The organism is Akkermansia massiliensis (genome assembly GCF_023516715.1).
GTDB lineage: Bacteria > Verrucomicrobiota > Verrucomicrobiia > Verrucomicrobiales > Akkermansiaceae > Akkermansia > Akkermansia massiliensis.
The window spans coordinates 919,812-943,896 of record NZ_JAMGSI010000001.1; the positions used below are offsets into that span (position 1 = coordinate 919,812).

Annotated in this window: 29 protein-coding genes; 24 read left to right on the forward strand and 5 right to left on the reverse strand. The window is 46.9% G+C overall.

Annotated elements, in window-relative coordinates; all coding sequences use genetic code 11:
• Positions 1-207 precede the first annotated feature (207 nt).
• The 15 genes from M8N44_RS03930 to M8N44_RS04000 all read left to right on the forward strand — a co-directional run bounded on the left by M8N44_RS03930 (position 208) and on the right by M8N44_RS04000 (position 12,973).
• Positions 208-525 carry a hypothetical protein gene (locus M8N44_RS03930; RefSeq protein ID WP_249853006.1) on the forward strand — a complete coding sequence of 106 codons (318 nt, stop codon included), beginning with the start codon at positions 208-210 and terminating at the stop codon, positions 523-525.
• Entirely contained in the window at positions 522-1,922 is a 1,401-nt protein-coding gene (locus M8N44_RS03935) for a phage portal protein (protein WP_022198864.1), read from the forward strand. The genes M8N44_RS03930 and M8N44_RS03935 overlap by 4 nt, the downstream gene beginning before the upstream one ends.
• Before the next feature lie 4 nt (positions 1,923-1,926).
• The gene (locus tag M8N44_RS03940) at positions 1,927-2,670 is read left to right on the forward strand and encodes a S49 family peptidase (RefSeq protein ID WP_249853007.1); all 744 of its coding nucleotides are present in this window, start codon (positions 1,927-1,929) and stop codon (positions 2,668-2,670) included.
• A 24-nt stretch (positions 2,671-2,694) separates the two neighbouring features.
• Entirely contained in the window at positions 2,695-3,084 is a 390-nt protein-coding gene (locus tag M8N44_RS03945; protein ID WP_249853008.1) for a hypothetical protein, read from the forward strand.
• 40 nt (positions 3,085-3,124) lie between these two features.
• Positions 3,125-3,961, forward strand: coding sequence for a hypothetical protein (locus tag M8N44_RS03950; protein WP_249853009.1), 837 nt, complete (start codon positions 3,125-3,127; stop codon positions 3,959-3,961).
• Between the two features lie 370 nt (positions 3,962-4,331).
• Positions 4,332-5,087, forward strand: coding sequence for a hypothetical protein (locus tag M8N44_RS03955; RefSeq protein ID WP_249853010.1), 756 nt, complete (start codon positions 4,332-4,334; stop codon positions 5,085-5,087).
• Entirely contained in the window at positions 5,084-5,419 is a 336-nt protein-coding gene (locus M8N44_RS03960; protein ID WP_249853011.1) for a hypothetical protein, read from the forward strand. The genes M8N44_RS03955 and M8N44_RS03960 overlap by 4 nt, the downstream gene beginning before the upstream one ends.
• Before the next feature lie 242 nt (positions 5,420-5,661).
• Positions 5,662-6,204 (forward strand): hypothetical protein, encoded by a 543-nt coding sequence (locus M8N44_RS03965; protein ID WP_249853012.1) that lies wholly within the window; start codon positions 5,662-5,664, stop codon positions 6,202-6,204.
• A 69-nt stretch (positions 6,205-6,273) separates the two neighbouring features.
• Entirely contained in the window at positions 6,274-6,648 is a 375-nt protein-coding gene (locus M8N44_RS03970) for a hypothetical protein (RefSeq protein WP_012420384.1), read from the forward strand.
• Positions 6,649-6,658: 10 nt separating this feature from the next.
• Positions 6,659-7,042: a hypothetical protein gene (locus M8N44_RS03975; RefSeq protein WP_249853013.1), complete on the forward strand. Its 384-nt coding sequence runs from the start codon at positions 6,659-6,661 to the stop codon at positions 7,040-7,042.
• Positions 7,043-7,205: 163 nt separating this feature from the next.
• A complete protein-coding gene (locus tag M8N44_RS03980) occupies positions 7,206-9,359 on the forward strand; it encodes a tape measure protein (protein WP_249853014.1) in 2,154 nt (717 codons plus the stop codon).
• 1 nt (position 9,360) lies between these two features.
• Positions 9,361-10,137, forward strand: coding sequence for a hypothetical protein (locus M8N44_RS03985; RefSeq protein WP_249853015.1), 777 nt, complete (start codon positions 9,361-9,363; stop codon positions 10,135-10,137).
• Positions 10,138-10,983 carry a hypothetical protein gene (locus M8N44_RS03990; RefSeq protein WP_102728781.1) on the forward strand — a complete coding sequence of 282 codons (846 nt, stop codon included), beginning with the start codon at positions 10,138-10,140 and terminating at the stop codon, positions 10,981-10,983.
• Complete coding sequence (locus tag M8N44_RS03995; RefSeq protein WP_249853016.1) at positions 10,976-12,211, forward strand: hypothetical protein; 1,236 nt, start codon at positions 10,976-10,978, stop codon at positions 12,209-12,211. Before M8N44_RS03990 ends, M8N44_RS03995 begins: the two co-directional genes overlap by 8 nt.
• Positions 12,212-12,304: 93 nt before the next feature.
• On the forward strand, positions 12,305-12,973 hold the full coding sequence (locus M8N44_RS04000; protein ID WP_249853017.1) for a hypothetical protein: 669 nt from the start codon (positions 12,305-12,307) through the stop codon (positions 12,971-12,973).
• On the opposite strand, the gene M8N44_RS04005 is transcribed toward M8N44_RS04000, so the two are convergent.
• Complete coding sequence (locus M8N44_RS04005) at positions 12,963-13,433, reverse strand: hypothetical protein (RefSeq protein ID WP_012420392.1); 471 nt, start codon at positions 13,431-13,433, stop codon at positions 12,963-12,965. The genes M8N44_RS04000 and M8N44_RS04005 overlap by 11 nt on opposite strands.
• A gap of 58 nt (positions 13,434-13,491) precedes the next feature.
• Here M8N44_RS04005 and M8N44_RS04010 point away from each other — a divergent pair, with 58 nt between their 5' ends.
• From M8N44_RS04010 to M8N44_RS04045, 8 genes are all read left to right on the forward strand, one after another.
• Positions 13,492-14,001, forward strand: coding sequence for a winged helix-turn-helix domain-containing protein (locus tag M8N44_RS04010; protein ID WP_249853018.1), 510 nt, complete (start codon positions 13,492-13,494; stop codon positions 13,999-14,001).
• Positions 13,998-15,695: a terminase gpA endonuclease subunit gene (locus M8N44_RS04015; RefSeq protein ID WP_022397939.1), complete on the forward strand. Its 1,698-nt coding sequence runs from the start codon at positions 13,998-14,000 to the stop codon at positions 15,693-15,695. Before M8N44_RS04010 ends, M8N44_RS04015 begins: the two co-directional genes overlap by 4 nt.
• Before the next feature lie 23 nt (positions 15,696-15,718).
• A complete protein-coding gene (locus M8N44_RS04020; RefSeq protein ID WP_102728784.1) occupies positions 15,719-17,272 on the forward strand; it encodes a hypothetical protein in 1,554 nt (517 codons plus the stop codon).
• Positions 17,269-17,679 carry a hypothetical protein gene (locus tag M8N44_RS04025; RefSeq protein WP_102728785.1) on the forward strand — a complete coding sequence of 137 codons (411 nt, stop codon included), beginning with the start codon at positions 17,269-17,271 and terminating at the stop codon, positions 17,677-17,679. The genes M8N44_RS04020 and M8N44_RS04025 overlap by 4 nt, the downstream gene beginning before the upstream one ends.
• Positions 17,672-17,989, forward strand: coding sequence for a hypothetical protein (locus M8N44_RS04030; protein WP_102721646.1), 318 nt, complete (start codon positions 17,672-17,674; stop codon positions 17,987-17,989). The genes M8N44_RS04025 and M8N44_RS04030 overlap by 8 nt, the downstream gene beginning before the upstream one ends.
• Positions 17,990-17,993: 4 nt before the next feature.
• Positions 17,994-18,245 (forward strand): hypothetical protein, encoded by a 252-nt coding sequence (locus M8N44_RS04035; RefSeq protein ID WP_249853019.1) that lies wholly within the window; start codon positions 17,994-17,996, stop codon positions 18,243-18,245.
• Between the two features lie 210 nt (positions 18,246-18,455).
• Positions 18,456-18,644: a hypothetical protein gene (locus M8N44_RS04040; RefSeq protein WP_022196876.1), complete on the forward strand. Its 189-nt coding sequence runs from the start codon at positions 18,456-18,458 to the stop codon at positions 18,642-18,644.
• On the forward strand, positions 18,641-19,222 hold the full coding sequence (locus tag M8N44_RS04045) for a putative peptidoglycan-binding domain-containing protein (RefSeq protein ID WP_249853020.1): 582 nt from the start codon (positions 18,641-18,643) through the stop codon (positions 19,220-19,222). The genes M8N44_RS04040 and M8N44_RS04045 overlap by 4 nt, the downstream gene beginning before the upstream one ends.
• Here M8N44_RS04045 and M8N44_RS04050 read toward each other — a convergent pair.
• Both M8N44_RS04050 and M8N44_RS04055 read right to left on the reverse strand, forming a co-directional pair.
• Positions 19,219-20,121, reverse strand: a complete 903-nt coding sequence (locus M8N44_RS04050) for an MFS transporter (protein WP_249853021.1) — start codon at positions 20,119-20,121, stop codon at positions 19,219-19,221. The two genes, M8N44_RS04045 and M8N44_RS04050, sit on opposite strands and share 4 nt — an antisense overlap.
• Before the next feature lie 49 nt (positions 20,122-20,170).
• Positions 20,171-21,235: a TIR domain-containing protein gene (locus M8N44_RS04055; protein WP_249853022.1), complete on the reverse strand. Its 1,065-nt coding sequence runs from the start codon at positions 21,233-21,235 to the stop codon at positions 20,171-20,173.
• Between the two features lie 336 nt (positions 21,236-21,571).
• Between M8N44_RS04055 and M8N44_RS04060 the strand changes: the two genes are divergently transcribed.
• Positions 21,572-22,063 carry a TM2 domain-containing protein gene (locus M8N44_RS04060; RefSeq protein WP_249853023.1) on the forward strand — a complete coding sequence of 164 codons (492 nt, stop codon included), beginning with the start codon at positions 21,572-21,574 and terminating at the stop codon, positions 22,061-22,063.
• A 174-nt stretch (positions 22,064-22,237) separates the two neighbouring features.
• Here the strand turns inward: M8N44_RS04060 and M8N44_RS04065 are convergent, their stop codons facing one another.
• Positions 22,238-23,089 (reverse strand): hypothetical protein, encoded by an 852-nt coding sequence (locus M8N44_RS04065; protein WP_249853024.1) that lies wholly within the window; start codon positions 23,087-23,089, stop codon positions 22,238-22,240.
• Positions 23,065-24,030: a DUF488 domain-containing protein gene (locus M8N44_RS04070; RefSeq protein WP_249853025.1), complete on the reverse strand. Its 966-nt coding sequence runs from the start codon at positions 24,028-24,030 to the stop codon at positions 23,065-23,067. Before M8N44_RS04070 ends, M8N44_RS04065 begins: the two co-directional genes overlap by 25 nt.
• Positions 24,031-24,085 lie beyond the last annotated feature (55 nt).

A 24,085-nucleotide genomic window follows, 5' to 3' on the forward strand; every position in this document is an offset into this window, starting at 1 on the left:
GGTGGGGGATATGGGGGAATGTCATTAAAGCGGTGCATAATGGGCCGGAATGAGCTGGAAATAGACCGAAAAAGGGAGTCTCCTTGAGCTTGGAGCCCCGAACTGGGTCATGGGTCATCTGTGTTTTTGCATGCATGGAGTTGAAAAATTTCATGCAACTATTCCAACAATGCAACGGGAAAAGTATAGGTTCAGGTGAAAGCCTGCGTGTCTTCCGTAGAGGAAACGCAACGGGGCCGCATTTGTATGTTACGGATTGCAAAAGCTCTTTATGCCTGGGGAGCGGTGGACATTGATGAACGCATACCCCGTTTGAAAGAAGCTTTGGATAAGGCTGTTGAAGATATCATTGAAAACCAGGGAAAGGAAATCACTCAAGGGAACGTGGGGGACAGTTCATTCCAGTTCGCGCCAGGTTCCATGACTATTGATTTATGGGTGGAAGCTTTGGGGATGGCTATTCGTTCTCTTGAGCATGGCCGGTTTGAAGGAGGGAATAACGTTGCAAGGATAGTGTTTCGATGAAAGCAGGAAATGTCCAGATTTTGGATCAGTTCGGCCGGCCGTTTTCAAGCCGCCCCATTTACAAGAGCGGCAGTTATGATGACGGGCTGCAGCGGCTTCCGAATTATCTCAAAGAACCGGAACAGCTTTCCGGGAGTCTTACCCGGAAGAACCTTATTTCCGCGTCCCGTCTGTTGTACAAGAACAACGGCGTTGTAAAAGGTGCCGTGAACATGAAGGCTGAATACTCTATCGGGAAAGCGTTTCTGTTCAAATCTCTGTGCAAGAATCCGGAAGTTGCGGCGAAGTATGACGAGTACATCAAGGCGTTTTACAAAGTTGCATGCGTGAACGGAAAGAATTTTCACTCGCTCCTGTATCTGATCTCCACCGCCATCGACATTGATGGGGATTGCTTTGTAATGTTGACGGAAAGCAAGACGGGGTTTCCTCAACTGCAATTTATCCGGGCAAACCGTGTTTGCTCTCCTAAAAATGGCCTTATTGACTCTGGAAAATATAAGGGATTGAACGTGCTGCACGGCGTCATAACCAATCGCATGGGACGTGAAATCGCTTATTGGCTGGACGGCGACGAACCAGGGGGAGGTGAAATCATCCCGGCATCCTCAATACTTCATATCGTGGATGACGACTTTCTTTCCTCCTGCCGGGGCGAGCCTCTCTTCTCTCATGGCCTCAAGGAATTCCGATACATTGATGATATCAATACAGCCGAACTTGGGGCCATGAAGATTGCGTCACAAATTGCCCTGGTAAAAAAGAACGAAACGGGAGAAGTTGACATAACGCAGGCTTATGCCAAACCGTCCAATAATGGGGAGGTGCTCATCCGGAATACTGGTGATAAGCAAATTGTATTTTTGAAGTCTGAAGATTCCCTTGACTCCCTGAAGATTGAGCGCCCCTCTCCGAACTACATGAGTTTTTCAGAACGGCTTCTGAAGGGCGTTTTATCCGGGGTGGGTGTGCCCTATGATATCGTGGTCAATCCGGATTCAAGCGGCGTTGGGAACAGAATGTCTCTGTCCAAATTTGACAATACCACGCGAGATCGGGCCACGCTGCTTGAAGATGCTGCCAGACTGCTTGTACAGTATATCTTGGCCGTAGGTATCCAGCGGGAGGACATCCCGCACGCGGAAGGCTGGTGGAACATGATGTTCAGCCGCGCCAAGCGTCCAAGCGTAGACATGGGCCGCGACTCCAACAGCCAATTGAAAGAGTACAATGCCGGTATTAAAAACCTCACAGAAATCTGTGAGGAAAACGGAACGCAGGTTGAGGACCATTTGAGAATACGTGCCAGGGAAGCCGCCATTGCGGAGAAGTTGCGCCGTGAAGCTGAAGCAGAATTTGGAGTAGAAATCTCTCCGGATTATATCAGGAAGTTTTAATGTGATGAAACCGTTATATTGTGAAGAAACTGCATGGCTGACGAAGATTCGCCAGCGGAAGAGCCTGGAACCGAAAGCCGCAGGGAATCCGGATTTTGACTTCTCATTTTTCATCCAGACACGCCAAAAAGCGCGGGTAATTGGGTCATCCTTGGTGATTGACGTGATTGGGCCTCTATACGGTGACGGCGTGCCGTTGAATGAAGTCCTGGGCGGCACGAATTATCAGTCCATCGTGAAGGAAATAAAGGGTGCTGCCGGGAACATTGATGAAGTTGTTTTCATTTTTGACTCTCCGGGAGGTGACGTGCAAGGCTGTCATGAAACAGCAGAATTGATTAAATCTCTGCCAGTGGAAACAGTGGCTTATGTCAAAGGCATGTGCTGCTCTGCCGCCTATTATTTGGCTTCCGCTTGTGATCAAGTGGTCGTGACGGAAACGGCGCTGGTTGGCAGTATCGGGACGGTCATCAGCCTGTGGAATGCCAAGAGTGAGGAAATATTGACCATCACGAATGATGATGCTGTTTTCAAGCATCCGGAAACCCCGATGAATACGGAGGCAATCGCCTATTACAGGGATTTGTGCAACAAGATCGCCGGGCGGTTTCAGGAATTTGTGGCTTCAGGACGTCCCGGTTTATCTGCGGATGCGTTTTCCGGCAAGGTTTTTGTGGCGGAAGATGCTGTTTCCCTAGGCCTGATTGATGATGTAATACCCTGGGTCGATTTTCCTGGAGTGGTATGAAAACGCAACGGTTTTGCCATAAGTATGGCACTATTCAAGTCTGATCAAAATATCGTTGATGCGCTCAAACAAGAGCTTGCCTCTTTTGGGGCAGAAATAAAGGATGGGATTAAAGAAATCCAATCCTCTATTAAAGCTCTTTGTGAGCGTGTCGAAGCCCTGGAAAAGGAGAATGTCAAGCTCCACGCATCCGTTGCCCTCAAGAAAAACCAGCTTGAGGAAGAAGCCGATACGAAGGCGAGCCAGAAGGCCGCTGAAATGGTGGCTGGTATGGGACATAAAGCCGTAGTGGATAAGCCGGAAGACGGTGAAGAAAACTCCTCTATCCTGGAGCAGTACTCAGCTCTTTCCGGAGAGGAACAGAGGAAGTTTTATGCTGCTCATAAGGATGAGTTGGTAAAACTTTGCAAGTAATCAATAACAATATTAACGATTAAAACCATTTTTTAGAATTATGGCTCTTTCAGATGCTCACAAGATAGTTATTCACAGTGAAGTCATTTCTTCTTTGCGTAAGGCTCTGGCTCCGCTGGAATACTTTAAGAAGGATTTCCGAATGGAGTATGCTTCCGAGATTAAATTCAAGAATGTAAAAGCCGCCGGAAATATTACTGAAAACCCTTCTGATTACCAGATGGATAAAGAAAATGAAGGGGATTTAATCCCCCTGTCACTTACTGAACTCCATCAACCCTGGCGCATTACGCCCGCCGAAAAGCGGAATGGGTGGAAATTGGCGGATTTGGCAAAAACGAACGCTACGGCGTTTGCCAATAACTTGAACAAGCGCATACTTTCCCTTGTTACAGCGGATGGAGCCAAGGTTATCGGTACGGCTGACGCTTTCACAAAGCGTAAGTGCATCAACCTCAGCGGAGACGTAGAATCCGACGAACCTCGCCTTTTGCTGGCGCCTGATTATTACCGAGCTATTCTTCCGGAAAATACGACGGAATTCCGGCTTGATGGAGGCGCTTACGGATTTGATTCCATCCATAAGGTCAAGACCTCCGTCTTTGCTGATAACGTAGTCGGTATTTCCTATGATGGAGGTGCGGTTGCTGTTGGTTCCGCCCTTCCGGAGATCGACGAGGCTTTCAAGGATGATATCCATTCCGAGGTCATTCAGGTGGAAGGTCTTGCTGGTCTTTCTATCCTGTTTTGCACTTGGCTTGATTTGAAAACTCGCGCGGAATGGGCTTCTCTGGGCCTGATGTTCGGGGCAAAGATTCTCGAGGCTGACAAGGTGAAAGGATACGTTGCCGCTGCTGTTGCGTCAGATGAAGGCTGATTTTCTTTGTATTCATGCTGGTGTTTACCGTCCCGGATTTGTCCGGGGCGGTTTTTTGTGCAACGCACCGCCATTTGTATGAGATTCACAGAGGCTGCCAACGTTGCTCACCGGAGTATTAACCGGGTATTGCCACAGACAGAAATTGTCTACAATGGCCAGACGTACCGGGGGTACATGAATTCCCGGGACATAACCATTGAACGCCAGGAAGGAGGGTATTGCAACCAGCGGGACCGCATCATTCACATCCAGACAGGGGACGCTTTTCAGATTGGGGGGCGTGTGGGGTGCGAAGGGATGAAATTCAAGATTACCGCCGTCACAAGTAATTGTGTTTACAAGGTATTAACTTTATCAGCCGATTTATATGAGTAGCATGGAAGTCCGGATAGATGTGAAAGGAATGGATAGCGCCTTGAAAAAGGCGAAAACGAATATTGAGCGTTTCGGAAATTTATATACTACGTTGCTTGCCTACAATACCGCTAGCGGGATGTGCTTTAACGCCACTCTTCCGCTGGGAAAAAATCGCAAATCAAAGGTTTCCGGAAGAAAATCCGGGGAAGGGGCTGTCAGCCGGGACGTTTCCCGCGCCGGGCGCGGTGTTGGATCGTTTATCAACCAACTAAAGGAAAGAGACATAAAAAGGGCAAGACAGGTTGCCGGCATGCTTTCTTTAAAGGCAGATCCTCAAAAGGCTGCCGAAGTGGCGACGGATGTTTTTGGGCAGGTTGTGCGCTTTTATCAGAGTTACAGCCCGGAATTTCATACTTCTGCCCGGAAGAATGGTCGTGTGTCCTCCTTTACTGGGAATGTCGTGCTCAATAGAAAGAGTACGGAGAACTATAAGAATAAGGTATTCAAGCATATCGGGAAGGCAAAATCAGGGTGGCTGATTAATACTTCTTATGGATGGGCTGCTCGTGCGCCTCAATGGATTGCGCGGCATGGGAAAAACGGGACAATCAAGAAGTTGCCTGATGGAGGTATCGAAATTGAAAATAATCTGTCTTATGCCTCGGAGGCTATGCTTAAGGCGCTTGTACCGTTTGTCCAAACCAAGGCATTGCAGGCCACGAACTTGAAATTGCACCATGAGTGGCAAAGGAGAAACAGGGTATGATTATGGATCGTGTCATCAGTCATTTGAGGAATTCCGGGTTTACTGTCTACAAAGCCGGGAGTAACAGCGACATAGAACGGAAGCCCTGCGTCGTCATAGGCATGGCCGGGTATACTCAGCCTTGGGCGCCTTTGCCCGCCAGGGAATATACGCTTTCCATGATTCTGATCAATAACCGGTCTGATTCGGAAATGGAAAGAACCCTTGTGGAGACGTTATTCCGGCTGGATTGTGGTGAACAGTGTGATTTTTTCAATATTACGGATTATTCGGCTACGCTGGATGATGATGACTGGGTAACTACTTGGACATTGCGTTATATTGAAAGATAGTTTTATACTATTTTGATAATCAATCTAATATATAAAATTTATCCGTAGAAATATATTGCAAAAAGATACGGATTTCTGTATTATGCACGTGCCGGGTTGGTCCCGGATTAAAAAAGGAGGTGTAATATGTGAGACAACAGGAACTAATACAACGGTTGATTGAACTTCTGATAGTTCTGTTCAACTAAAGGAAAAACCCCTCGGAGCAGCCACTCCGGGGGGTTTGATTTAGAGGTGAACATGTGAATTGTTCGGAACTAATACGCCTTCAATATGCCTCATTCTGCGATTTTGTCAAGCGGGAAATGGTGGTGGAGCAGCCGGAAGCGCAACGCACGGCCATTTGTATGGCAAAAGCATCTGATTTTATCCAGCACGGAGAAGGTATTTTCGGGCTCAATTATTCCGGTGAACAGGAATTCGGAGCAATCATTTCTTCCGTTAGTTATTCATGGTCGGCCAAAGGTGATGTAGAACTTACTGGGGACAAGGGATTGATGGAGGGGAACACGCTTTATGATTCCCGCTGTGAAATTACCTGGGAAGCCTATATGAGAAAGACTGGCACGGAAGTGCCCCACATTGGCGATATTGTTGATGTGCATGCTGATGTCTTGAATCTCTGCATCAAGAATTCCGGTGAAGAAATTCCGGCAAAGGTGACTAAGGCCATTTGCAAGAGCGTGGATGTGAAGATGGAGACGCAGAATTATAGGAGTTTCACGGTTAAAGCTACTTATGGTCCTAATATCGTTGCTCTGAATCCGGATATTGCTTCCGAATGACAAATTTAAGGGGAGGTGAGCTTCACGCCTCCCCTCCCCTCAAACAAAAAATAATATAATAGACAGAACATGAATAATATAATCAATATTGAAGATATTAATCTCGCCAGCGCTTTGCTCGCTGCTACAGCCCCTATCGCCAAGCGGGCGGAGATAATCATTACAGACCGGGGAGAACGGAAGGTTTTTTATTTTACGGATACCCTGGAGACGCGGGAAATGATCAGGAAGTGGAAGGATCCTGATTTTGTGAAGAACAATCCGGAAGATCCGTTTGCCCTGGTCAAGGCGGCCTTTGATTGCCGCCGCGGCATTCTGTCTGGCCTTTCCCGATTCCGGAAAATAGCCTGTATCCGTTCCAGGGATGGGGAGAAGGTCGCCTTAATTCCGGAGAATTGTCCGGAAGAGGATAAAATGGAAATCATGGGGCGTTTGAACTCTTGAGTGTTGGAATATGATGAAAGATGAGGAAAAAGCCTTGAAGCTCCGTCCCCTGTCTATTGGGAGCATGGAGCTGATGCAGCGGTTTAACTGTGGATTCATGGACGGGAGCATGAATCTGGGCTGCATTGTGGAATATATTTATATTCATACGGAGGATATTGAAACGCTTGAGTCCATGAGCCTTGATGCGTTTAAGGAAGCCGTCCGAAGATTCAAATATGAATTAAGCCCTGATGAAATGCAGCGTATTTCATCCCTGGTAGGTATGCAGGCGCAGCAGGTTGATGAAGCCGCTTTTACTGTTGAGGACTCCAAAAAAAAACGGGAGGGGACAGGCCGGACTATTTTATCCAGGTGGTTTGGGCGATTGCGTCGAAAACGGGCTATCCCTTAAATTACATTAAATATGATATTCCCTACAGCATGATCCTGCAGTTCCTAATGAGCGAATGTGTTGCAAATGGCGTAAGCTGTTATTACACCCATGCCCGGAAGGTGGATCATGCTGATTTGGAGCGTTTGGACGCTCTGTTTAACAAGCCTGTTGATGTTGAAGAATGAGTGCCGTAAAGTTTAAATTCTCCGGAGATTCTTCGGAATTGCTCAAAGAACTGGAGAACATTAAGGAAAAGATCCGCGAGACCTCGGGGCAGGCGGCAAATATGCGTGTTGCTAAGGGCGGTAAGGCTGACGTAGAGGGATTGGGGGCGTCTTTCAAGAAGTTATTGCCTGCAATTACGGCTGCCGGCGCTGCCGCGGCAGGATTTGGGGCGGCATGGAGCGCTGTCAAAACAGGAATCAATGACGCGATGGATGATGAATACATGGCGGTACAGTTATCTTCCTATACAAAAAATATTGAGTCGGCCAGGGATTTGCAGTCCCAGCTTGATCATCTGGCGGCAAATGGCGTTGTTAGCCTGGACGATTTAGGGAAAGCCGCTCAAAACCTGGCCATGCATTTTCGGACAAATAATACGGCTATCATGAGCTGGTCGGAAGTTTTTGCAGATATTGCCGCGTCCGGAAAGATTTCTGCAGAGCAGCTTTCCAATTCATGGGCGAAGGTGATGGCAAACGGATTTGCCGACTCACGGGCCATTAACCAGCTGCAGAATCAGGGCATTCCCATTATCAAGGCTTTGGCGGAAGAAATGGGCGTGGCGGAAAGACAGGTTGTTGAGCTCGCCAAGAAGCGGGAAATTTCCGCTGATCAGTACGTGAACGCCATGAAGAGAATGCGTGACGCGGAATTTTCCGGGAAGAATTCCGCATTGTCTAATACGACCATCGGTTCATGGGAAACGCTCAAGGCTACTTTTGAAAATGCTATGGGGGATCTGATGAGTGATAAAGTACTCAACTTGGCAGATTCTTTTCAAGTTTTAACGGCAAAGATAGAAGCTGCTTCTGCAGCTAATTTCAGGTTTTATTCTGTAAATGAAAAAAATCTTTCTTCCTCGGAAAAGGTAGTAGGGGGATTTCAATATATAATTGAGCAGTATATTCATTCTATTAGAGCTATCCGAGACGGGCGGGATTGGAAGGAGAGTATTGCAGATGTGAACGAGTATGAGATGAGGTTAAAAAAGCTTTCTGAATTTTCACAACCTTTTGAGGCTTCATTAGACGCTGTTACTACTGCAAAAAGCAGGGAAGATATTGATGCTGTCTTAGAACAGTTGGAAAGTGAAAGAAAAGAGCTTGTGAATCAAATTGGAGCAGCTCAACGTTATCTTTCTGCTACGGGAGGAAAAGGGAAGCATGGAGGTCAAGAAGTCGGAGAGAGAATAGAAGCATTGAAAGAAGAATTGACCCTCAGAGATGACTTACTTTATCAAATCAGAAGAGGGGTTATTTTACTTGGCGACGAGGAGGATGCCATTGATGAAATTATTGAAAAAAACAGAAAGGAGGCAAAAGCTACAGCAGATTTGAGTGATGCAATAGATAAGCTTAATGCCGCAAGGGATAAAGTACATAAGCAGAAGCCAAAAAAGAAACAAGATGATTTATCAGTCGATGGTCTAAAGAAACAGCTTGAAGACGAATTAGCCGCTGTTCAACATATTTCCTTGGATGATTTGGAAGAGGAATTGAAATTACTTGAAAAAGAATTCCAAGCAGGAGCTTTAGATTTTAATGCAGCCACGAGATATGAAAAGCTGTTATCCGTGGCTGACTCCATCCGGGAAATTAACGCTCAATTAAATAAAAAGAACAGAGCCGTTAATGATTTGAGACAGGATGCGCAGGAAGAAATTGCCATCATGCAGGCCGAGCTCGCTGGGGAAAAGGAGAAGCTGCGTGAGCTTGAAAAGCAGCGGGATGTGCGGAAGGAAATGCAATCCCTCGTGAAAAGCGGCATGAATGAGCATGACGCCCTGGGGCTGGCGGAACAGAAGGTTTCTCTGACATACAAGATTGAGGACAAAAGGGAAAGGGAGAAAAAGGAAAAAGAGGATTCCAGGGCGCGGGCGCAGGAAATATCCGATGCGTTTAAAACACGGTTTGACGCAGTACAGCAGACGCTTTCAAGCGTATCCCGTGTGGGGTCTGGTTTCGGTTCCCTCTTTAGCCTGGTGGGAAAGGGGGATGCCGGCCTTTCCGCTGCCGTGGACTCCCTCACAAAGGAAGTGCAGACTTCCAACGGATACCTCAGGACGATTGCGGAAAAGGCCGAGAAAGGCGGTGTTGCCCTCTTTAGCTGACATGAACAAGGATATTAAACACACAGGCGGGTACGGATGGCAAGGCGATTTTGATGCGTCCATGTCTGATGATGGGGCATGGTCGGCAAGTGTTTCTTACGTGGCGCCCCCTGGGGAAAAATTCACGCCTCCTTACACCCTGCATTGCCATGTTCCCGGTTTTACGGATTTGATCTTATCCAACTATGAGCACTCGCAGATTGCTGACTTGTGGAAAACGGTCTGTACCTTCAAAAAAGAAGCCCCTCAAGAAGATGATCCGGATAATCCAGACCCGGACCCTGATGACCCGGACCCCTTTGATTTTGACCCCAAGGATACAAAAACCACTTGGGAATTTACGGCTGGCGTAACGAGCAAGAGCATTTTTGACCACCCGGATTTCAAGCCCATGTTTCAGAACAATCCGGACCTGCGGAAAGCCTATGAAGCGATCATGTCGGGCCGTGTGGATATTGAATCCCTGAAAATTGACTCCAAGCTGAAAAGGAAAGACCCGTATGATTTCGGCCTGGGGGGCGTGAAGTACTCAAAGGAACTTTCTGACCTGTTCAACAAAGTAATAAATAAAGGAATAACTGACTACTATAAAAGGTGTTGTTCCTATTCTATCACGACCACGGAAGGGAAGGGCCCGGATGCCGCCCTTCAGTCATTGATTTCCGCGGGCGGTGGCAATTTTGTGAAGATGGGAGAGGATAACAACCCCTACGGGAGAAAGACGGAAACCACGCAATCTTTTTCCCAGGTTTTGGAAGAAGGCGTTTTGATTATTTGAATGATGACCTGGACAAACGATTTACGAATCAGGGCGGACGTTGCGCCGAGTGCTGCTAGCCAGCAGGGCGCTGTAGCGTACAGAGTCAACCGCACCGTTTCACAATCCCAAATTGTACCCATTGCAGGGTTCCAGCGCCCCAAGTGGGCGGCCATGGCGACCAATCCCAATGCCCCCGGCATGATGGCGACGGGTTACAAGATCGCCTTGCATTCCGCAACGCATTACAAGGTGACGGTAACGTACTCTTACCCGTCCGGAGATACCAATGAGGATGAAGACGGCAACCCCATCAATCCAGACAACCCGGATAATCCCGACGACGCGAAGGAAAAGTACAAGGTCAAGATCAGCGACCGCTCGAACATGACGCTTGAGCCCATATTGAGCTATTACAAGTTGCGGGACACGAACGGGAACAATAAATATTCAGAGGATGATATGAGAACTCTGGCCGTTTACCTGTCCGGGGGGCTTGTCTTGTGCAGCAACGGCCAGTACCGGCTTAAATGCGAGAAAGACGAAACGCCGGGGCATATTCAACTCCCCGTTACCCCGATTACCCCATATATCACACTCGGTTACAAAAAAATTTCGCAGAACAATACGGTCATCACGAAAACCTATACAGCGCGCCGCGTGGATCCGTCCAAGGTGGAGCGCGTGGGAAAGATTGTCCAGGGCAGCGAGTTTGGAGGCGCAACGGAAGTACAAGGGTATAAGCTCAATTATCTCTTTACCCGGTACTCCATCCACAAGGTAGGTAACAGGGAATACGAGATCACGGAAGAATATACGCAATCCAATCCCGGAGGCTGGTCAACGGACCTATACAAAAATGGATAACATCACTAAGGGAGACCCTATCAAGGCGGATTGGGCCAACGCCCTTACAAACGCCCTCAATGCTGCTACGCATGGCAAAACGTCCATGCGCGGCGGTGGCGGCCAGAACGTTTCCATTGCCCCTTATCAGCGCGGTTCACGCCCCCTGGCCTTTGATTTGGTGGAAATCACGGATGACGCGGAGGCATCCCTTTCCGGCAAGGTCTCTGGAGGGCTCCTTTTGAATGCCTATAAAGAGGAACAAGATACTGATAATGAGGAAGAAAAGAAGATACTGCTGAAAAATGAAGATATAGAGATCAGCGAGTATGAAGCCTCTTTTAAGGCAGGGGAAAAAGTGTGGGTGCATGTTACGTATGACACGGACACCTGGGAGGCATATACCGCTATCCTGGAAAAGGGGAATGAGGTTCCAGAGCCGGAAGACGGGGAAGCTTACATTGTCGTAGGTGAGTTTGAGGAACGTGATAAATCCATTATTTACAAGCACAAAGGCATTACCTTCATCAACTGGGATGTAATCAAATGGGAATTCAAAAAATACAAGCTTAAGACGGACCCCTTATGCGCCTTGGAACTCAAGGAAGTCGAAGAGGAAAACGAACTGACACTAAACATTGAATCATCCAGCGAAGAAGAAAACATTGATGCTGATAGCAATCTGAAAGTGTGGCTTGTCCAGAAAAAGGGGAAAGGGCAGGGCGGCGCGGAGGAAGGGCCGGTTAGGCTTGGCGTGAGAATCAAGGATGAACGCCCCGACTATACGGGGCAAGACCCCATTGAAATCACCGGCAGGAGCGTATCTCTCAAGCTGGACCAAACGGAACATGAAACGTCCAACGGCATCAAGTACAAATTAACCAAGACGGGAGGACAGCTTGATATAAGCTTGAACGCGGATTCCTTGGCTGTTGGCGAGAATTTAAAATTTGAAAAACCATTGCGGAAAACCAGTAGTGGCTATGTCGTTTTTGATTACGACCGGAATTGGAGCGAGCCCGCAAACGGGGTAAAGGCCCATTTTGTAATGGTGGGAGATGCGCTTTCCGTTGAACTCCATGCAGATACGACTAGCGACGGCTCCGACGGTCTTATCAGTGATTCATGGACTGTGCTTGCGTGTGATAGTGATCACGCATTGCGTTTAAAGAGAAACGATAATGAAAAAATCTATATCCAACAAGGAGAATGGAATAAATCTTCAAATCAATACGAACCAATAAATTAAAGATAAATGAATTACGCTATATTTTGCTACCGGGAAGACTATAAATGTCTTGAATTATGTGTCGGGCAAATCCGCAAGGTTGACCCTGATTGCATGATTTACCTGTTTGACGATGGGAAAGCCCCGCTCACAAAAAAGGACATCCCCAAGGGGAAGGACATCATTTACAAGAAGACCTATTTTGAGCGCAACAAGAACCTGAACGGCCTTGAATGTGTCCGCGGCATGCTTTCCTGCATGCAGGATATTCCGGGCCGGGAACCCGTGATCAAGATTGATGCTGATGCGCTGTTGATGTCCCTGAACGAAATCCGGAAATCGTTGTTTGAGCGCAGGAAGCTTGCGGGAGGCTACCAGTGCGCCGTGCCGTTCGCCTGGTCCGGTGTATGCTACTGGGTGACGCGGAAATTCATCAATGATGCTCTTGATGTCCTGGTGACGCTGGAATTCCCGGTACGCCATGACCAAACCTACCCGGAGGACGTGACCGTTTCCTTGCTGGCCCTGTACCTGTACGGGCGCAAGGGCGCCGACGTGATTGAGTTCCAGGGCGGGAAATACCTGATCGGAATCCGTACGTGCGACTCCTACCAGTTATCAAAACTGGCGAAGCTGGCCCGGCATGTGTCCGCCGTCCACTGCGGACAGAAGGATTTTTATGAGCCGATCATCCAGCAATCAGGCTGTACCATCCGGGAAGCTTGCGCCCGTATCATGTGGGAAATCCTTCACCCGGGTGAACCGGAAGGATTCAGGCTTTGAACAGATCCAGAATCATCTGGTTTTCCTCAAAACGTTTCTTTCCCGTGCCGTATGCTTTCATGATTTGTTCCGGCGTCTTTTTCCGCGGTGCCTCCAGCTTTTTGACAGGGCGGCGCTTCATGGCCGCATGTTCCGTCTGCTGCATCATCAGGGAGGGCGGGAGTCCGCTCTCAGCAAGGAATTTGGAAGCAGCGCGGGAAATGGCCGCTTTATGCACGCCCAGTTTCCGCGCCCTCTGGGCCATGCGTTCATTTCCGAGCACAGACGTCAACCCCAGAGCGTATGCCACGCCGAATGCGGTGACATTGGGAGTGCGGCTGTTAATGACGTGATACAGGGCCAGGGACATGATCCGGATCATTTCAAGGGCGCGTTCCCGAAATTCGTTTTCCTGCTCCTGCCCTTCTTCCGGATACTCAAAATCCGTATGTGCTGTGTAGTATGACTGTTGCGGTTCCATGCTTGGTGTATTTACATATCAATATATCATGATATAATAATATGTAAAGAGGGGAATAATGGCAGGGATTTCACAGGCGGAACTTGCCCGGCAATTGGGCGTCAATAAAAGCACGATCACATACCATGTGAAGCGCGGGCTGACGCATGCTCAAATACGGGAATTGATTGAGGCCAGAAGGAAGGAAAGTCCAGCCGTTGAAGCCGCTGCTTCAGGCATTGAAAAAAACGCCCCGGAAGTTGGGGAAGGAGTGGCGGAACTGCGGAAAAAGAAACTTGCCGCAGAAATTACCTACAAGAATTTGCAAGCTGAACAGGCCCGCGTGAAGCTTGAAAAGGACAAGGCAAATCTGGTGGACATGGAGGATGTGAATGAACTTGTGGTGCATCTTGCCAGCGTAACCAAGGGCGTCATCCAGGCATTTGAAAACAAGCTGCCGGGCAAATTGGAGGGGTTGACGGCTGCTGAAATGGTTCCCGTGCTGCGGGAGGAAATCAAGGCTGCCCTGTACTCCATTGCAGAAGAGGCCAAGGCACAAATCAAAGTGATCAGCCGGGCGGAACAATGAAAGACATTGAAAAGGCTGCCGGATTTCTGAATCTTTTCTCGGATAATGTATCCGCGGGAATGGATGTAGAGCCGGTTACATGGATACGTGAAAATGTGGTAGACCAGCAATCGGCAAGGTCTTCCCACATTGATTTTACATTGAGCCCGTTCCTGCTGGACCCCATTGACAAATTCTTGAATGACGGTACGGTCAAGCACATTAACCTGATGGCGCCAACCGGCTCCGGCAAATCAACATTGTTTGTAGGTCTGCTTAATTACCTCATTGCCAATGATGCCGGAAATACCCTTGTCGCGTTTCAGAATGAGCAGGAAACATCTGATTTTGCGGAGACGCGGCTTTTCCCCACGTTCCGCGACAACAAAGCCCTGAAGGATTTGTTACCAAAGAAAAGGCATGCGGCCAGGAAAACGGAAATCCTTTTCCCGCACATGAATTTGTGGATGGTATCCGCTACCAAGGGCCAGTTGCAGTCAAAGTCCTGCCGGTATTTGATTGGTGATGAAATGTGGGCATGGGAAAAGGGGATGGTGCGGGAGTTCCTGGCCCGCCACCATGACCGGTTCAACCGTAAAATCTTGATGGTCTCCCAGGGGGGCGACAAGGGGACGGACTGGGTTGACGAGTACGGCAAGGGCCGCATCCATCATTACCATTGGCAATGCCCCGGCTGCCAGGGGTGGAACGCTTATGACTGGCGGGATGTCATCTACAGTAAAGAGGAAAATATTGATTGGGAGCGTTTTAAGGAATCCGTCAAAATGGTGTGCCCGCGCTGCTCTCATGAAATAGAAGATACCGTGAACAACCGGCGCCGACTGGCCAGCGGCGGCAAGTACGTGTTTTCCGGCAACACAAGCGCGTTGCCGGAGATAGTGAGCTACAATTTTAATGCTTTGGCTTGTTACTGGGTGTCATGGGCTGATCTGGCTGTGGAGTGGATTCTTGCCAATCAAAAAAAGCGGAAGGGGGACATAGAGCCGCTTAAAAAGTTTATCCAGAAACGGCTTGCTCAAAACATTGTGGATTTGGGCGAAAAAGACGACGTGTTGAAAATCCCACTCACGGCGGAAAGTATGGAAGGGTACACCGTGGAAGACGAACGGACCCGTTTCCTGACCGTGGACGTCCAGAAGGGGCACTTTTGGCATACGGTTTATGCCGTTGACGCTGGCGGCTCCTTTCATTTGCTTTCGGAGGGGCGCCTTGAAACGTTGGAAGATATTGAATGTAAACAATCTCAATTCAATGTGCCTGATCATTGCGTGGCTCTGGACTGTGCCTTTGATACGGATGCCGTTCGAAAGATATGCGGTCTTCATCATTGGTTTTCAATGAACGGTACTGTTAAAGAAGAGTACCTGCACAAAATCAAGGGGAGGGGAATTAAACTGATTTATGCGCCCATCGAACGGCATATTGTTGAGGGGGTGCAGTGCCTTCACTTCAATTTTTCCTCCCAACGGGCGAAGGATGTTCTTGCCGCGCGGATTAAAACGGGGCATTTCAAGGTTCCTCATAATGTTTCTGCTGAATACATTAAGCAGATGCAAGCCGAAAGCAAGCAGGAATCCATAGACAAGCGTACTGGGCGGGTCTCCCTCAAGTGGCTTGCCTCCGGGAATAACTCTCACATGTGGGACTGTTCCTGCATGGCGGTAATTTTTGCCATGATTCACCGGGTCATTTAAGCGCAACGGGCGCGCACTAGTGTATGATGATTTTATGTCAGGGCGCCACATTTGATATTGCTACTACCAGCGGCATTGCTCAATCGGTGATGCTGCGTTTTGTGGACGGTGACGGCGCGGCAAAAGACATATCCGGAAACACGTTCCGCTGCGCTGTCCGCGGTCCCGGCGCCGCCGCTATTAAATGCGAGCCTATTGACGCCACAAGCGCGCGCCTTGCATGGAGCCCCCTAAAAGCTGGGGCTCATGCCTATGATCTGTTCATGGCTGCGCCAGACGGCGCAGAACGGCCCTTGATTATGGGAGAAATCCAGGCCGCCCCCCGTGTCACGCCACCAGGAAATGAAGACGTGGTAACGATAGGCGACATTAAAATCATAGTCCCCGACGCCGCAGACGGAGAAGTTAAAATCATTGACCCTTCCGCGGATGCTGCAGAACGTGCGGAGGCCGCAGCTCAAAAAGCCGAAACTGCCGGAACTGATGCCGATACCGCACGGAAGGATGCGGAAAATGCTCTGAAATTGGCGAACGATGCTGCCGCATCCGCACAAAAGGCCCTTGCCGCCATCCCGCAGGTAGATGCTGTGGGTAATATGATGCTGGAGGGTGGTCTGACTGCGAACGGCACCATCAACGCCAATGGTGGCATCAATATTCCGCTTACCGTGGGAGCGCAAACAGGCACGGCAGCCGTGAACCGCCTGTATGCCGCAGGAATGGCCGGAGTGACGGACATTTATACCCAGCATGTCTACCTGAACACGGGCGCTATTACGGCGACAGGTACGGCATCTACTAAAATTCTGATACCTGGCCAGTACGCGCAGACAAACGTCCTGGCCAATACGCACAGTACTGTTATACATACTTTCACGGGGCCGCACGGCCAATGGAATTATTCCAGTTTCGCCGGATTTTCTATCCCCTACCAATTAACGGCGGCTGGCAAAATCACCGTAGATATTGGGCGCGGGAGCAAGACGACGCGGCAAGATTTATCCCTGGACTCATACAGCATCATTCCCGGTAATAATCTGGCGTACAATACCGGGGAGATACTGGATATTACGTTTGATAATGTGCGCGATACGGCCCGCAATGGCTATGTGATCCGCGTCCGTGAAATATACTGTACCGAGTCCACGCAGCTCTGGAAGGTTAAAACCACAACCAGCTTTATCCCTGCTTCCGGTAACGAGCCAATACCTTATATAGTTAACAAGATCATCTACCAGCAATATGAGCCACGCTCCTACATTGCGGGGGATTATGGCGACGCTTACGGGGCATTGTTTTTGCTGACCGGAAGCGGTAGCATTCAGCAATTGTGGATGATTGCCACGGTACGAGGGGTTACGACTTTTGAAACGGGGACGGGGTTTAATCGCATTGTGTCAGACATGCCGGGGATTGCAGACGGTAGCGTTGCGCTCCTTGTCGGGTCTGCGGAGCGCACCAACTACCAACCGGGCAATGTCAACCCGGTTTACTATGCCCTGGCCGCGATAGCCGAAAATGCCATTGAAACCGAAGAAACGACTGATTTTGAAGATATTAACGTACCAATAGGATGAACAACGAAGAGATACAGATACAATTCCCCCGGCCCGGACAATGGGGAGAATTCGCCTTGACGGCCATCTACCGGGATGCGGAGGGCTACGCCCACACGGACCGCTACACGCAAGACGACATCCCCGCCGACCAAGCCCCGGCCATGCAGGCTGTAGTTGCCGCGCTGGTGGGACTGGCGGAACCGTGGAAAGCCTCCCAGGTGTGGGCGCGGCTGGGGAAAGATGCTCTAAGCCTTACGGAAGACGGAACCTATGAAATGATTGAGGCCGTGTCTCTGACCGTCGAGGCCGTCAATGACCAGGGAGGCAGACGGATATTCACCACCATCAATTACCCGGCTTTTGTCCTCACGGACCCCGCCGCCGTGGCATTTTTCAAATACTTCACAAAGCAAAACCATGAGTAAGTTAAGTGACGAACAAAAGAAGGCCGCCCTGGAGGCGGGGAAGCAGGGCATGAAGAATGCCTACGAAAAAAGCAAAACTAAACCCGGCCTGAAATGGTGGGAACGCCTTTTGTGGGTGGTCCTGGCGGGGGCGGCCTATGCGGCGTCCGCTTTACTGGGAGGCTGTGGGCACTCCGTAGACGTGACCCCAGGCCGCACGGAGGTCTGCAAGGACGGTTCCTGCCTCGTCATTGAGCAGGGGCATATCTCCTATTCCCAGGCCCAGCCCAAGACGGAGGTTGCGCCCGTAGTTCAAGCCACCAAGAAATAAGACCATGTGCAAACTCTCCGAAGTACCGGCACGTTTCTTCGATTTCGCCAAGGCTTTCCCCGCCTGGGCCTGCGTCCTGATGTCGCTGACGATATGCGGCGGGGCATGCTGGTACATCGGGGAGGTGGTCAGCCACCACAATGACCGCCTTTGTGATCTGATGACCATGCAGACGCAGGCCCAGGTGGAGACGGCCAAGGCGATCCAACTACTTGCCGTCAGAATCGAAAACATAGAAAGGAAGCTGGAAAAGTGAATGAAGAACAATTCTTTCTGTCGTTAATGGCCATTTTATCAGCAACAGTTTTGGGATTTACCCTCATGTGTATAGGGGAACCTGGATATGGTATCGGGGTATGGCTCACTGCACTGGCCATTCTCTTGTACTTTTTTCGGTGCGGACGATAACACCAACTGTAAAGTTTTTCTTACAAGTTCCCTTTAGTTAATAATCAATAGTTTCCGTATGCCTACCCTGTACATACTCATTGTGGACGAACCCGGAAAGGAGCAATGGATGAAAATTTTTCTTACCGAAAGAGACGCCGCTTTTTTCCTGGCTCAATTTAATGAGTGGCATTTGCATGCCAAGTGCCATTGCTACACCGTGGAAGGCAAGCGGCTTGTGCAACTTATCGACAATCTGAACGAATGAATACTATAGAAAGAAAGATGGCCGCGGCTATCCTCCGGTTTGAAGACAGCCGCGTTACCGGGCCGGATTCCCTGCGCGTTTCCCGCCTTCCTGCCGCCGACAAGGGCGGCAAGTGGGAGATTTGCGGCATTTGCGACGGCATTGAACCGGCCGTGTTTAACAGATTGAAGGCCCTGTTGGATGCCGGAAGACGTGAAGAGGCCTGGGAAGGTTGTCTCCAGTATGTCCTGGATAATACCGCCGCCGTGCGCTCCTGGCTGGGTTCCGACGCTTTTCCTGGCGTTGAATTCATCCTGCGCGACCATTATTTCAATTCCGGGAGCAGGAATACCGGGAAGATCCTGCAACGTGCGCTGAATATTCACGGTGCTGGGCTCACGGTGGACGGGATTGTCGGCCCCAAGACCCGGCAGGAACTACAGGACCAGCTGGCCGCTACGGGTGAAGCGGTGTTTTTGGTTGGGTTACAGGAGAAGCGTCAGGCGTTCTACCGCTCCTGCAAGCAGTTCCCTATCTTCGGGCGCGGCTGGCTTCGACGCTGTGACAACGCTTTCAGCGTTGCCACAACTCTTGTTTAGACGGCTAAGATATTTTTCTTTTCATAATGGAAACTTTTTTTCAAAGTTTCCATATTTTCTTTTTCCAAAATTTCCTTAATAGGGAATGGTCTTAAGAATTTATTTTTTTCAAGTATTTCTACCAGAGAGTAGTACTCAAAAAAATGACCATAAAAATCTATGATATCTAATTCAGATCTATTGAAAATGCTGAATATGATATTAAGATATAATTTCTTTTTTTCTTCAGGTAAATAATTGTTGTCTAATACAGATTGACATATTATGTAAAAAGAATCTATTAATGAAGCTAGGGAGTTGATTGATTCATGAATACCTATTTCAATATTTATTGAAAATTTTATGTTAATAAAGTTTCCTTTTATATAATAACCTAAATAAGAATATAAGAAATCTATTACGTTTTTATCTTCTAATTCTTCCAAGTCTTTTTTTAGATAGCGATAAATATCTTTTTTTAATTTTATAATTTGTTCAAAATAATTGAAAAAGAAACTTTCAAACTGTTGAATTTTCATTAGCCTATTTTGCTCTTCAAATTCATCGGCTTGGCGTTTCTGTTCTTCACATTGTCTCTGCATTTCCTCTCGTTGTAATTTCAGTTCTTCACGCTGTAGTGCTAAGTCCTTTCTTTGCAAAAGAATAGTTAAAATAAGACCTATGAACGCAAGAGCGGTAAAAAAGGTATTAAGGATGTTGAAAGCATCACCAATTTCATTAAGCTTTTTTAAAGAGAGTGTAGCCCATGTATAAAAGATTATAAATAGGAATAAAATGACAATAAAAATATAACGCAGAGTTTTATTCCTTTTAAACATCCGGATGAATCGCATCCATACTGCTTGTTCATCCCTGGATGCTGCTCGCGCACGTTTAAAGGATTGAATGTCTTGAGGCATATTTCAAACAGAGTCAATTAATACAAACAGATCAAGATATTAATAATTTCTATGGGCGAAGTGCTTTTTTTGAAACTGTGTCATAAATATTTTTTACTTTTTCCTCATCTTTTTTATCAAAGGGTCTTCTCCAAGAGGGATCTATTTCTCTGTTTACTATTTTCAAAATTGAAATAGGGTAGATTTTACGACCAAAAGAAGTTCTTTTGTTTCCATTTGAATCTGTATGTGTCATATAACCTTGTGAGGCGTGTTTAGAAATTATATATTGAATAGAATAACCATTATTGTAAAATCGTTCTGAAATAAAAATATCTTGAATGCCTGGAAAATTTTTCCGATATTTTTCCCTATCTGTAGACCCTGGAGGAATGAGACGCCATGTTAAATTTACAATATCTTGATCGTCATATGAATTAAAATGAAATTCTAATTTTCCGGAATCTTGATTTATAAAATCTTCTTCCATATTCGCATGAAATCCTACGATGGGGCCAGAAGGAAAAGGGTGTTTTCCTGTTTTGGTAAAAGCTAATTCATTGGAAATTCGTTTATTCTCTTCTATCAATTTATCTACTTCTTCAGATAGTCTTTTTATTTCCGATTCTTTTTCTGTTTGTTGAGGTATTTTGCTCAGAAGAGAGGAAACATTATCTGCGAATTGATTCCATTGTTCATCTATTATGTTATGAATACTATTTTTTTCTTGTAAAGAAAGACGAACACGAACAGTAGTTAATAATTTTCTTATATCTTCCTGCTCAAACAATAATGCTTGACGCGTTTTAATTGGAGCTGGCATGTCTTCAAACTTCATATCGAACAAAATAAATGACACCTTGGAAAAATCATGTCTTCCCATCAAAACTCCGGCTTCAAACATAATCCAAGGTTCAACTTTTGTGCGTTTTGTTAAACATACAATCCCATAGTCTGCCGCTTTTAAGTTCTCTCGTATTGCATTTCCAAAGTCTTCATCATAAGGAATATCTTGTGATGATACAAATACTTGTACGTTAAAACACTCAAGCAATAATTTTTTGAGTAGCTCGGCTATTTGTCTTTCCTCGTTGTGACTCCAACTTATAAAAATTTGAGGTATACTTACAGGCATTTTTTCTTTGTATTATTTTAATGGTTTGGAAGCTTGGTCTTTACAAAAGGAAATCAGAATTTTTTATCTAGGAATCTATGAAAGTGCTTAGAGATGTAGGAAATTTATTTCTGAACATTCATACGTTGCCTACTTCTGGATAATATTCATTTCTCCGTTCTTTTCAAATGGAAAAGGAAAAGGCTGATTCTAACATTTTTTGGACAGAGTCCATAAATATAGAGCCCTCTATTTTAGTGCTCCTCCATCATTTTGTTTTGGCTCCTATGGTGAACAATCTGAGGTCCCATTATTATTTGACTTGTTTTCTCATGATATTCCTTTATGTTTTTGGATATGGATAATAATGTTGCGGAACTGCAATACTACATCATGCTGGAAAATGGGGAGAGTAAGGGACCGTTCAACACAGAGTATGTAAAGCTGCTGCGTGCAAATAATGTGATTGACGGATCTTGCTTGGTGCGACCTTCTGGCGGGGAATATTGGGCGACGTATGATGATATGTTTAATCCCAATTGGAGAAATAGCATGTCAGTACAACAAGAGCAGAACCAACAAAATTTGATAAATCAAGTGTTGCATGCTACTGCCCAGCAAACGAAAGTAGCGTTAAATGCACAAAGAAAATCAACAGGCACATATGTTGTTTTAGCTCTTCTTTTAGGCACTCTCGGGATTCATAATTTTTATGCGAACCGTGTATTGAGTGGAGTGCTCCAATTTATTATTACCCTTACAGGAGTTGGTCTTTTTCTTACTATCCCCTGGTGCATTCTGGAGGCATGTTTTGTAAGAAAGGATGGAAATGGATTGGCCTTTAAGTGATGGGTTGCGAGCAAAGGAATAGTCTTTGTCGCCTTCTAGAATGTCCAACCAAGGATGAGTGCAATAAAAAGACCCTGGCCCGGAGGCCAGGGACTGACAGGATGTGCGCCGGATGGCAAGCTTGATATCAATGAGCTCTTATTTCGTTACAGCAAGACATGTTGGGGCACAATGTTAGAGAGGTAGTTGAAGTTGCATGTCTTTGGGGAAGTAGATTACTGAGATGATAGACCAAGGGTTGATATTTAATTCAGGTTTACATATTAGTTTATTGTGATCCTGATTACGTGTACCTAAAATAAAATAAAGGTCTTTTGAGGGAATGAAGCTATTATACTTGTTAAGCGTCTTCTCCATTGCTTGTTCTCGGTCTGCGTTTTTTCGGCATTTTCGGTAAAGAGTGGACATTTCCCAGTCTAACACGCTTAGTTTCATTTCTGCGCCGTTAGCGTCTTTGAACTTGCAATGGAATGAGTAAGGCACTTTAGAGAAGTTAAGGTCACAAGGGGTGAGTTCATCATCAAAGGAGAACAAAATGCCCTGGGAGCGATGTTGTTGAATAATGCGCTTTTCTTCTACCGAAAATTCATCTCCCACAAATTCTCCAAAGAATTTTGTCACAAAAGAGGGCTTAAACAGGCAGAGAGAAAAGGTGTTCTCTCTGGCTCCTTTTAGGATTTCCTCACGTGTGGTGTAAACATGGATTTTGTCAGTTAACAGAATACGTTTTCTGGCAGACCACTTATTATCTGCTGATACAAGATCTTTTGGAATAATGCTGTCTTGATCTATTTTATGACTTTCCGGACGGTGGTCCTGCGGATTAGATGTGGGATCAATGGCGCACTCTATCCACTGATATTTTTGGTAGTCTTTTGTGGTAGACAGCATTCTTTTTCTAAGCGGATAGAGCCTGATCCACTTTCCCTCTTCCGTGATGCCAGCAGTACAAACCGTTTCAAGATATTGTTTTGAGAAACATGGTTCGGTTTGAGCCAGAATTAGAATGCGAGTAGTTGTTGACATGTGAGGGAAGATGGTGTGGTGAGATGGTTAAGTGAGCAGTTGAGCGTTTGTGCGATGCGTTCCGCGACAAGACGGCGATGGCATTGGTAGGGATTTGCTTCAAAGCAGGTGAGAGCTAGGCGCTCTCCTTGTTTTATGAGTGATGCAAGTTTATCTATGGAAGGTTGTTGTTGTGGTAGATCAAAACGTTGATACGTGTTAAAGAGGTTGTCGTAATCATTTTGAGTGTTTAGTTCTGTTCTGCGGGATGAGGCAATACCGAATTCAGGGTAATGTCGATACTGTATTCCGATGGCGTGACAGAGGTCTGAGAGTTTATTTTTAGAGAAGCCTTTTTTATGACTGAATGGAACTCTGCGCACATCGCAGAGGATTGTTATGCCGTTTTCATAGAGGCGCATGAAGTATTCTTCCAAACTGATTCCTTCATAGCCGATTGTATAAAGTCGGGAAGAGGATGGAATGGGGGTGAGGTCGTTTATTTGCTGGATGATGTCCGGTCTGTCAGGAAGGATTTCTTCTGCGATGGTGCTACGGGTGGCATAGATGGGGTAGTTTATGTACATCTCTCGAACAATGTCTTCCTCCGTAAAGTTATGGTATTTACGAACAATGAGCTGAATGTGCAAAAGAGTAATTCTGTTGAGTTCCGGTATAAAGCTTATAGTGTCCTCCAATGCCCAACGTTTAGGGTCATCCTTCAGGAGCCCATGCTCAATGAGCTTTTCTTTTTCCAAGTGAGCTGAGAAGGAATAGCCGCCTTTGCGGTGAGGAAAGAAGTCAAAGGAAGGGGAATTTCCGGACAATATTTCACGGCGGCATAAGAAGAAGAGAAGTTTGTGGAATGTTAGTTCAGAAGCATCCCCTCCCCACGCGTTCAATAAGTGTATGAGCACTTTTTGTTTTTGAGTGAGGTTGATTTTCTTTTTTTTCACATTCATAGCGATTGCATGCTAGATGTTACCTTACTTTTAGTCAATATTAGCTATTAAGGAG

What these genes read in the sequence shown, in the direction of transcription:
- M8N44_RS03935 (WP_022198864.1), top strand. Translation starts at nt 522, where the DNA reads ATGAAAGCAGGAAATGTCCAGATTTTGGATCAGTTCGGCCGGCCGTTT.
- M8N44_RS03940 (WP_249853007.1), top strand. Translation starts at nt 1,927, where the DNA reads ATGAAACCGTTATATTGTGAAGAAACTGCATGGCTGACGAAGATTCGC.
- M8N44_RS03945 (WP_249853008.1), top strand. Translation starts at nt 2,695, where the DNA reads ATGGCACTATTCAAGTCTGATCAAAATATCGTTGATGCGCTCAAACAA.
- M8N44_RS03950 (WP_249853009.1), top strand. Translation starts at nt 3,125, where the DNA reads ATGGCTCTTTCAGATGCTCACAAGATAGTTATTCACAGTGAAGTCATT.
- M8N44_RS03955 (WP_249853010.1), top strand. Translation starts at nt 4,332, where the DNA reads ATGAGTAGCATGGAAGTCCGGATAGATGTGAAAGGAATGGATAGCGCC.
- M8N44_RS03960 (WP_249853011.1), top strand. Translation starts at nt 5,084, where the DNA reads ATGATTATGGATCGTGTCATCAGTCATTTGAGGAATTCCGGGTTTACT.
- M8N44_RS03970 (WP_012420384.1), top strand. Translation starts at nt 6,274, where the DNA reads ATGAATAATATAATCAATATTGAAGATATTAATCTCGCCAGCGCTTTG.
- M8N44_RS03975 (WP_249853013.1), top strand. Translation starts at nt 6,659, where the DNA reads ATGATGAAAGATGAGGAAAAAGCCTTGAAGCTCCGTCCCCTGTCTATT.
- M8N44_RS03980 (WP_249853014.1), top strand. Translation starts at nt 7,206, where the DNA reads ATGAGTGCCGTAAAGTTTAAATTCTCCGGAGATTCTTCGGAATTGCTC.
- M8N44_RS03985 (WP_249853015.1), top strand. Translation starts at nt 9,361, where the DNA reads ATGAACAAGGATATTAAACACACAGGCGGGTACGGATGGCAAGGCGAT.
- M8N44_RS03990 (WP_102728781.1), top strand. Translation starts at nt 10,138, where the DNA reads ATGATGACCTGGACAAACGATTTACGAATCAGGGCGGACGTTGCGCCG.
- M8N44_RS03995 (WP_249853016.1), top strand. Translation starts at nt 10,976, where the DNA reads ATGGATAACATCACTAAGGGAGACCCTATCAAGGCGGATTGGGCCAAC.
- M8N44_RS04000 (WP_249853017.1), top strand. Translation starts at nt 12,305, where the DNA reads ATGATTTACCTGTTTGACGATGGGAAAGCCCCGCTCACAAAAAAGGAC.
- M8N44_RS04005 (WP_012420392.1), bottom strand. Translation starts at nt 13,433, where the DNA reads ATGGAACCGCAACAGTCATACTACACAGCACATACGGATTTTGAGTAT.
- M8N44_RS04010 (WP_249853018.1), top strand. Translation starts at nt 13,492, where the DNA reads ATGGCAGGGATTTCACAGGCGGAACTTGCCCGGCAATTGGGCGTCAAT.
- M8N44_RS04015 (WP_022397939.1), top strand. Translation starts at nt 13,998, where the DNA reads ATGAAAGACATTGAAAAGGCTGCCGGATTTCTGAATCTTTTCTCGGAT.
- M8N44_RS04020 (WP_102728784.1), top strand. Translation starts at nt 15,719, where the DNA reads ATGATGATTTTATGTCAGGGCGCCACATTTGATATTGCTACTACCAGC.
- M8N44_RS04025 (WP_102728785.1), top strand. Translation starts at nt 17,269, where the DNA reads ATGAACAACGAAGAGATACAGATACAATTCCCCCGGCCCGGACAATGG.
- M8N44_RS04030 (WP_102721646.1), top strand. Translation starts at nt 17,672, where the DNA reads ATGAGTAAGTTAAGTGACGAACAAAAGAAGGCCGCCCTGGAGGCGGGG.
- M8N44_RS04035 (WP_249853019.1), top strand. Translation starts at nt 17,994, where the DNA reads ATGTGCAAACTCTCCGAAGTACCGGCACGTTTCTTCGATTTCGCCAAG.
- M8N44_RS04040 (WP_022196876.1), top strand. Translation starts at nt 18,456, where the DNA reads ATGCCTACCCTGTACATACTCATTGTGGACGAACCCGGAAAGGAGCAA.
- M8N44_RS04045 (WP_249853020.1), top strand. Translation starts at nt 18,641, where the DNA reads ATGAATACTATAGAAAGAAAGATGGCCGCGGCTATCCTCCGGTTTGAA.
- M8N44_RS04050 (WP_249853021.1), bottom strand. Translation starts at nt 20,121, where the DNA reads ATGCCTCAAGACATTCAATCCTTTAAACGTGCGCGAGCAGCATCCAGG.
- M8N44_RS04055 (WP_249853022.1), bottom strand. Translation starts at nt 21,235, where the DNA reads ATGCCTGTAAGTATACCTCAAATTTTTATAAGTTGGAGTCACAACGAG.
- M8N44_RS04060 (WP_249853023.1), top strand. Translation starts at nt 21,572, where the DNA reads ATGGATAATAATGTTGCGGAACTGCAATACTACATCATGCTGGAAAAT.
- M8N44_RS04065 (WP_249853024.1), bottom strand. Translation starts at nt 23,089, where the DNA reads ATGTCAACAACTACTCGCATTCTAATTCTGGCTCAAACCGAACCATGT.
- M8N44_RS04070 (WP_249853025.1), bottom strand. Translation starts at nt 24,030, where the DNA reads ATGAATGTGAAAAAAAAGAAAATCAACCTCACTCAAAAACAAAAAGTG.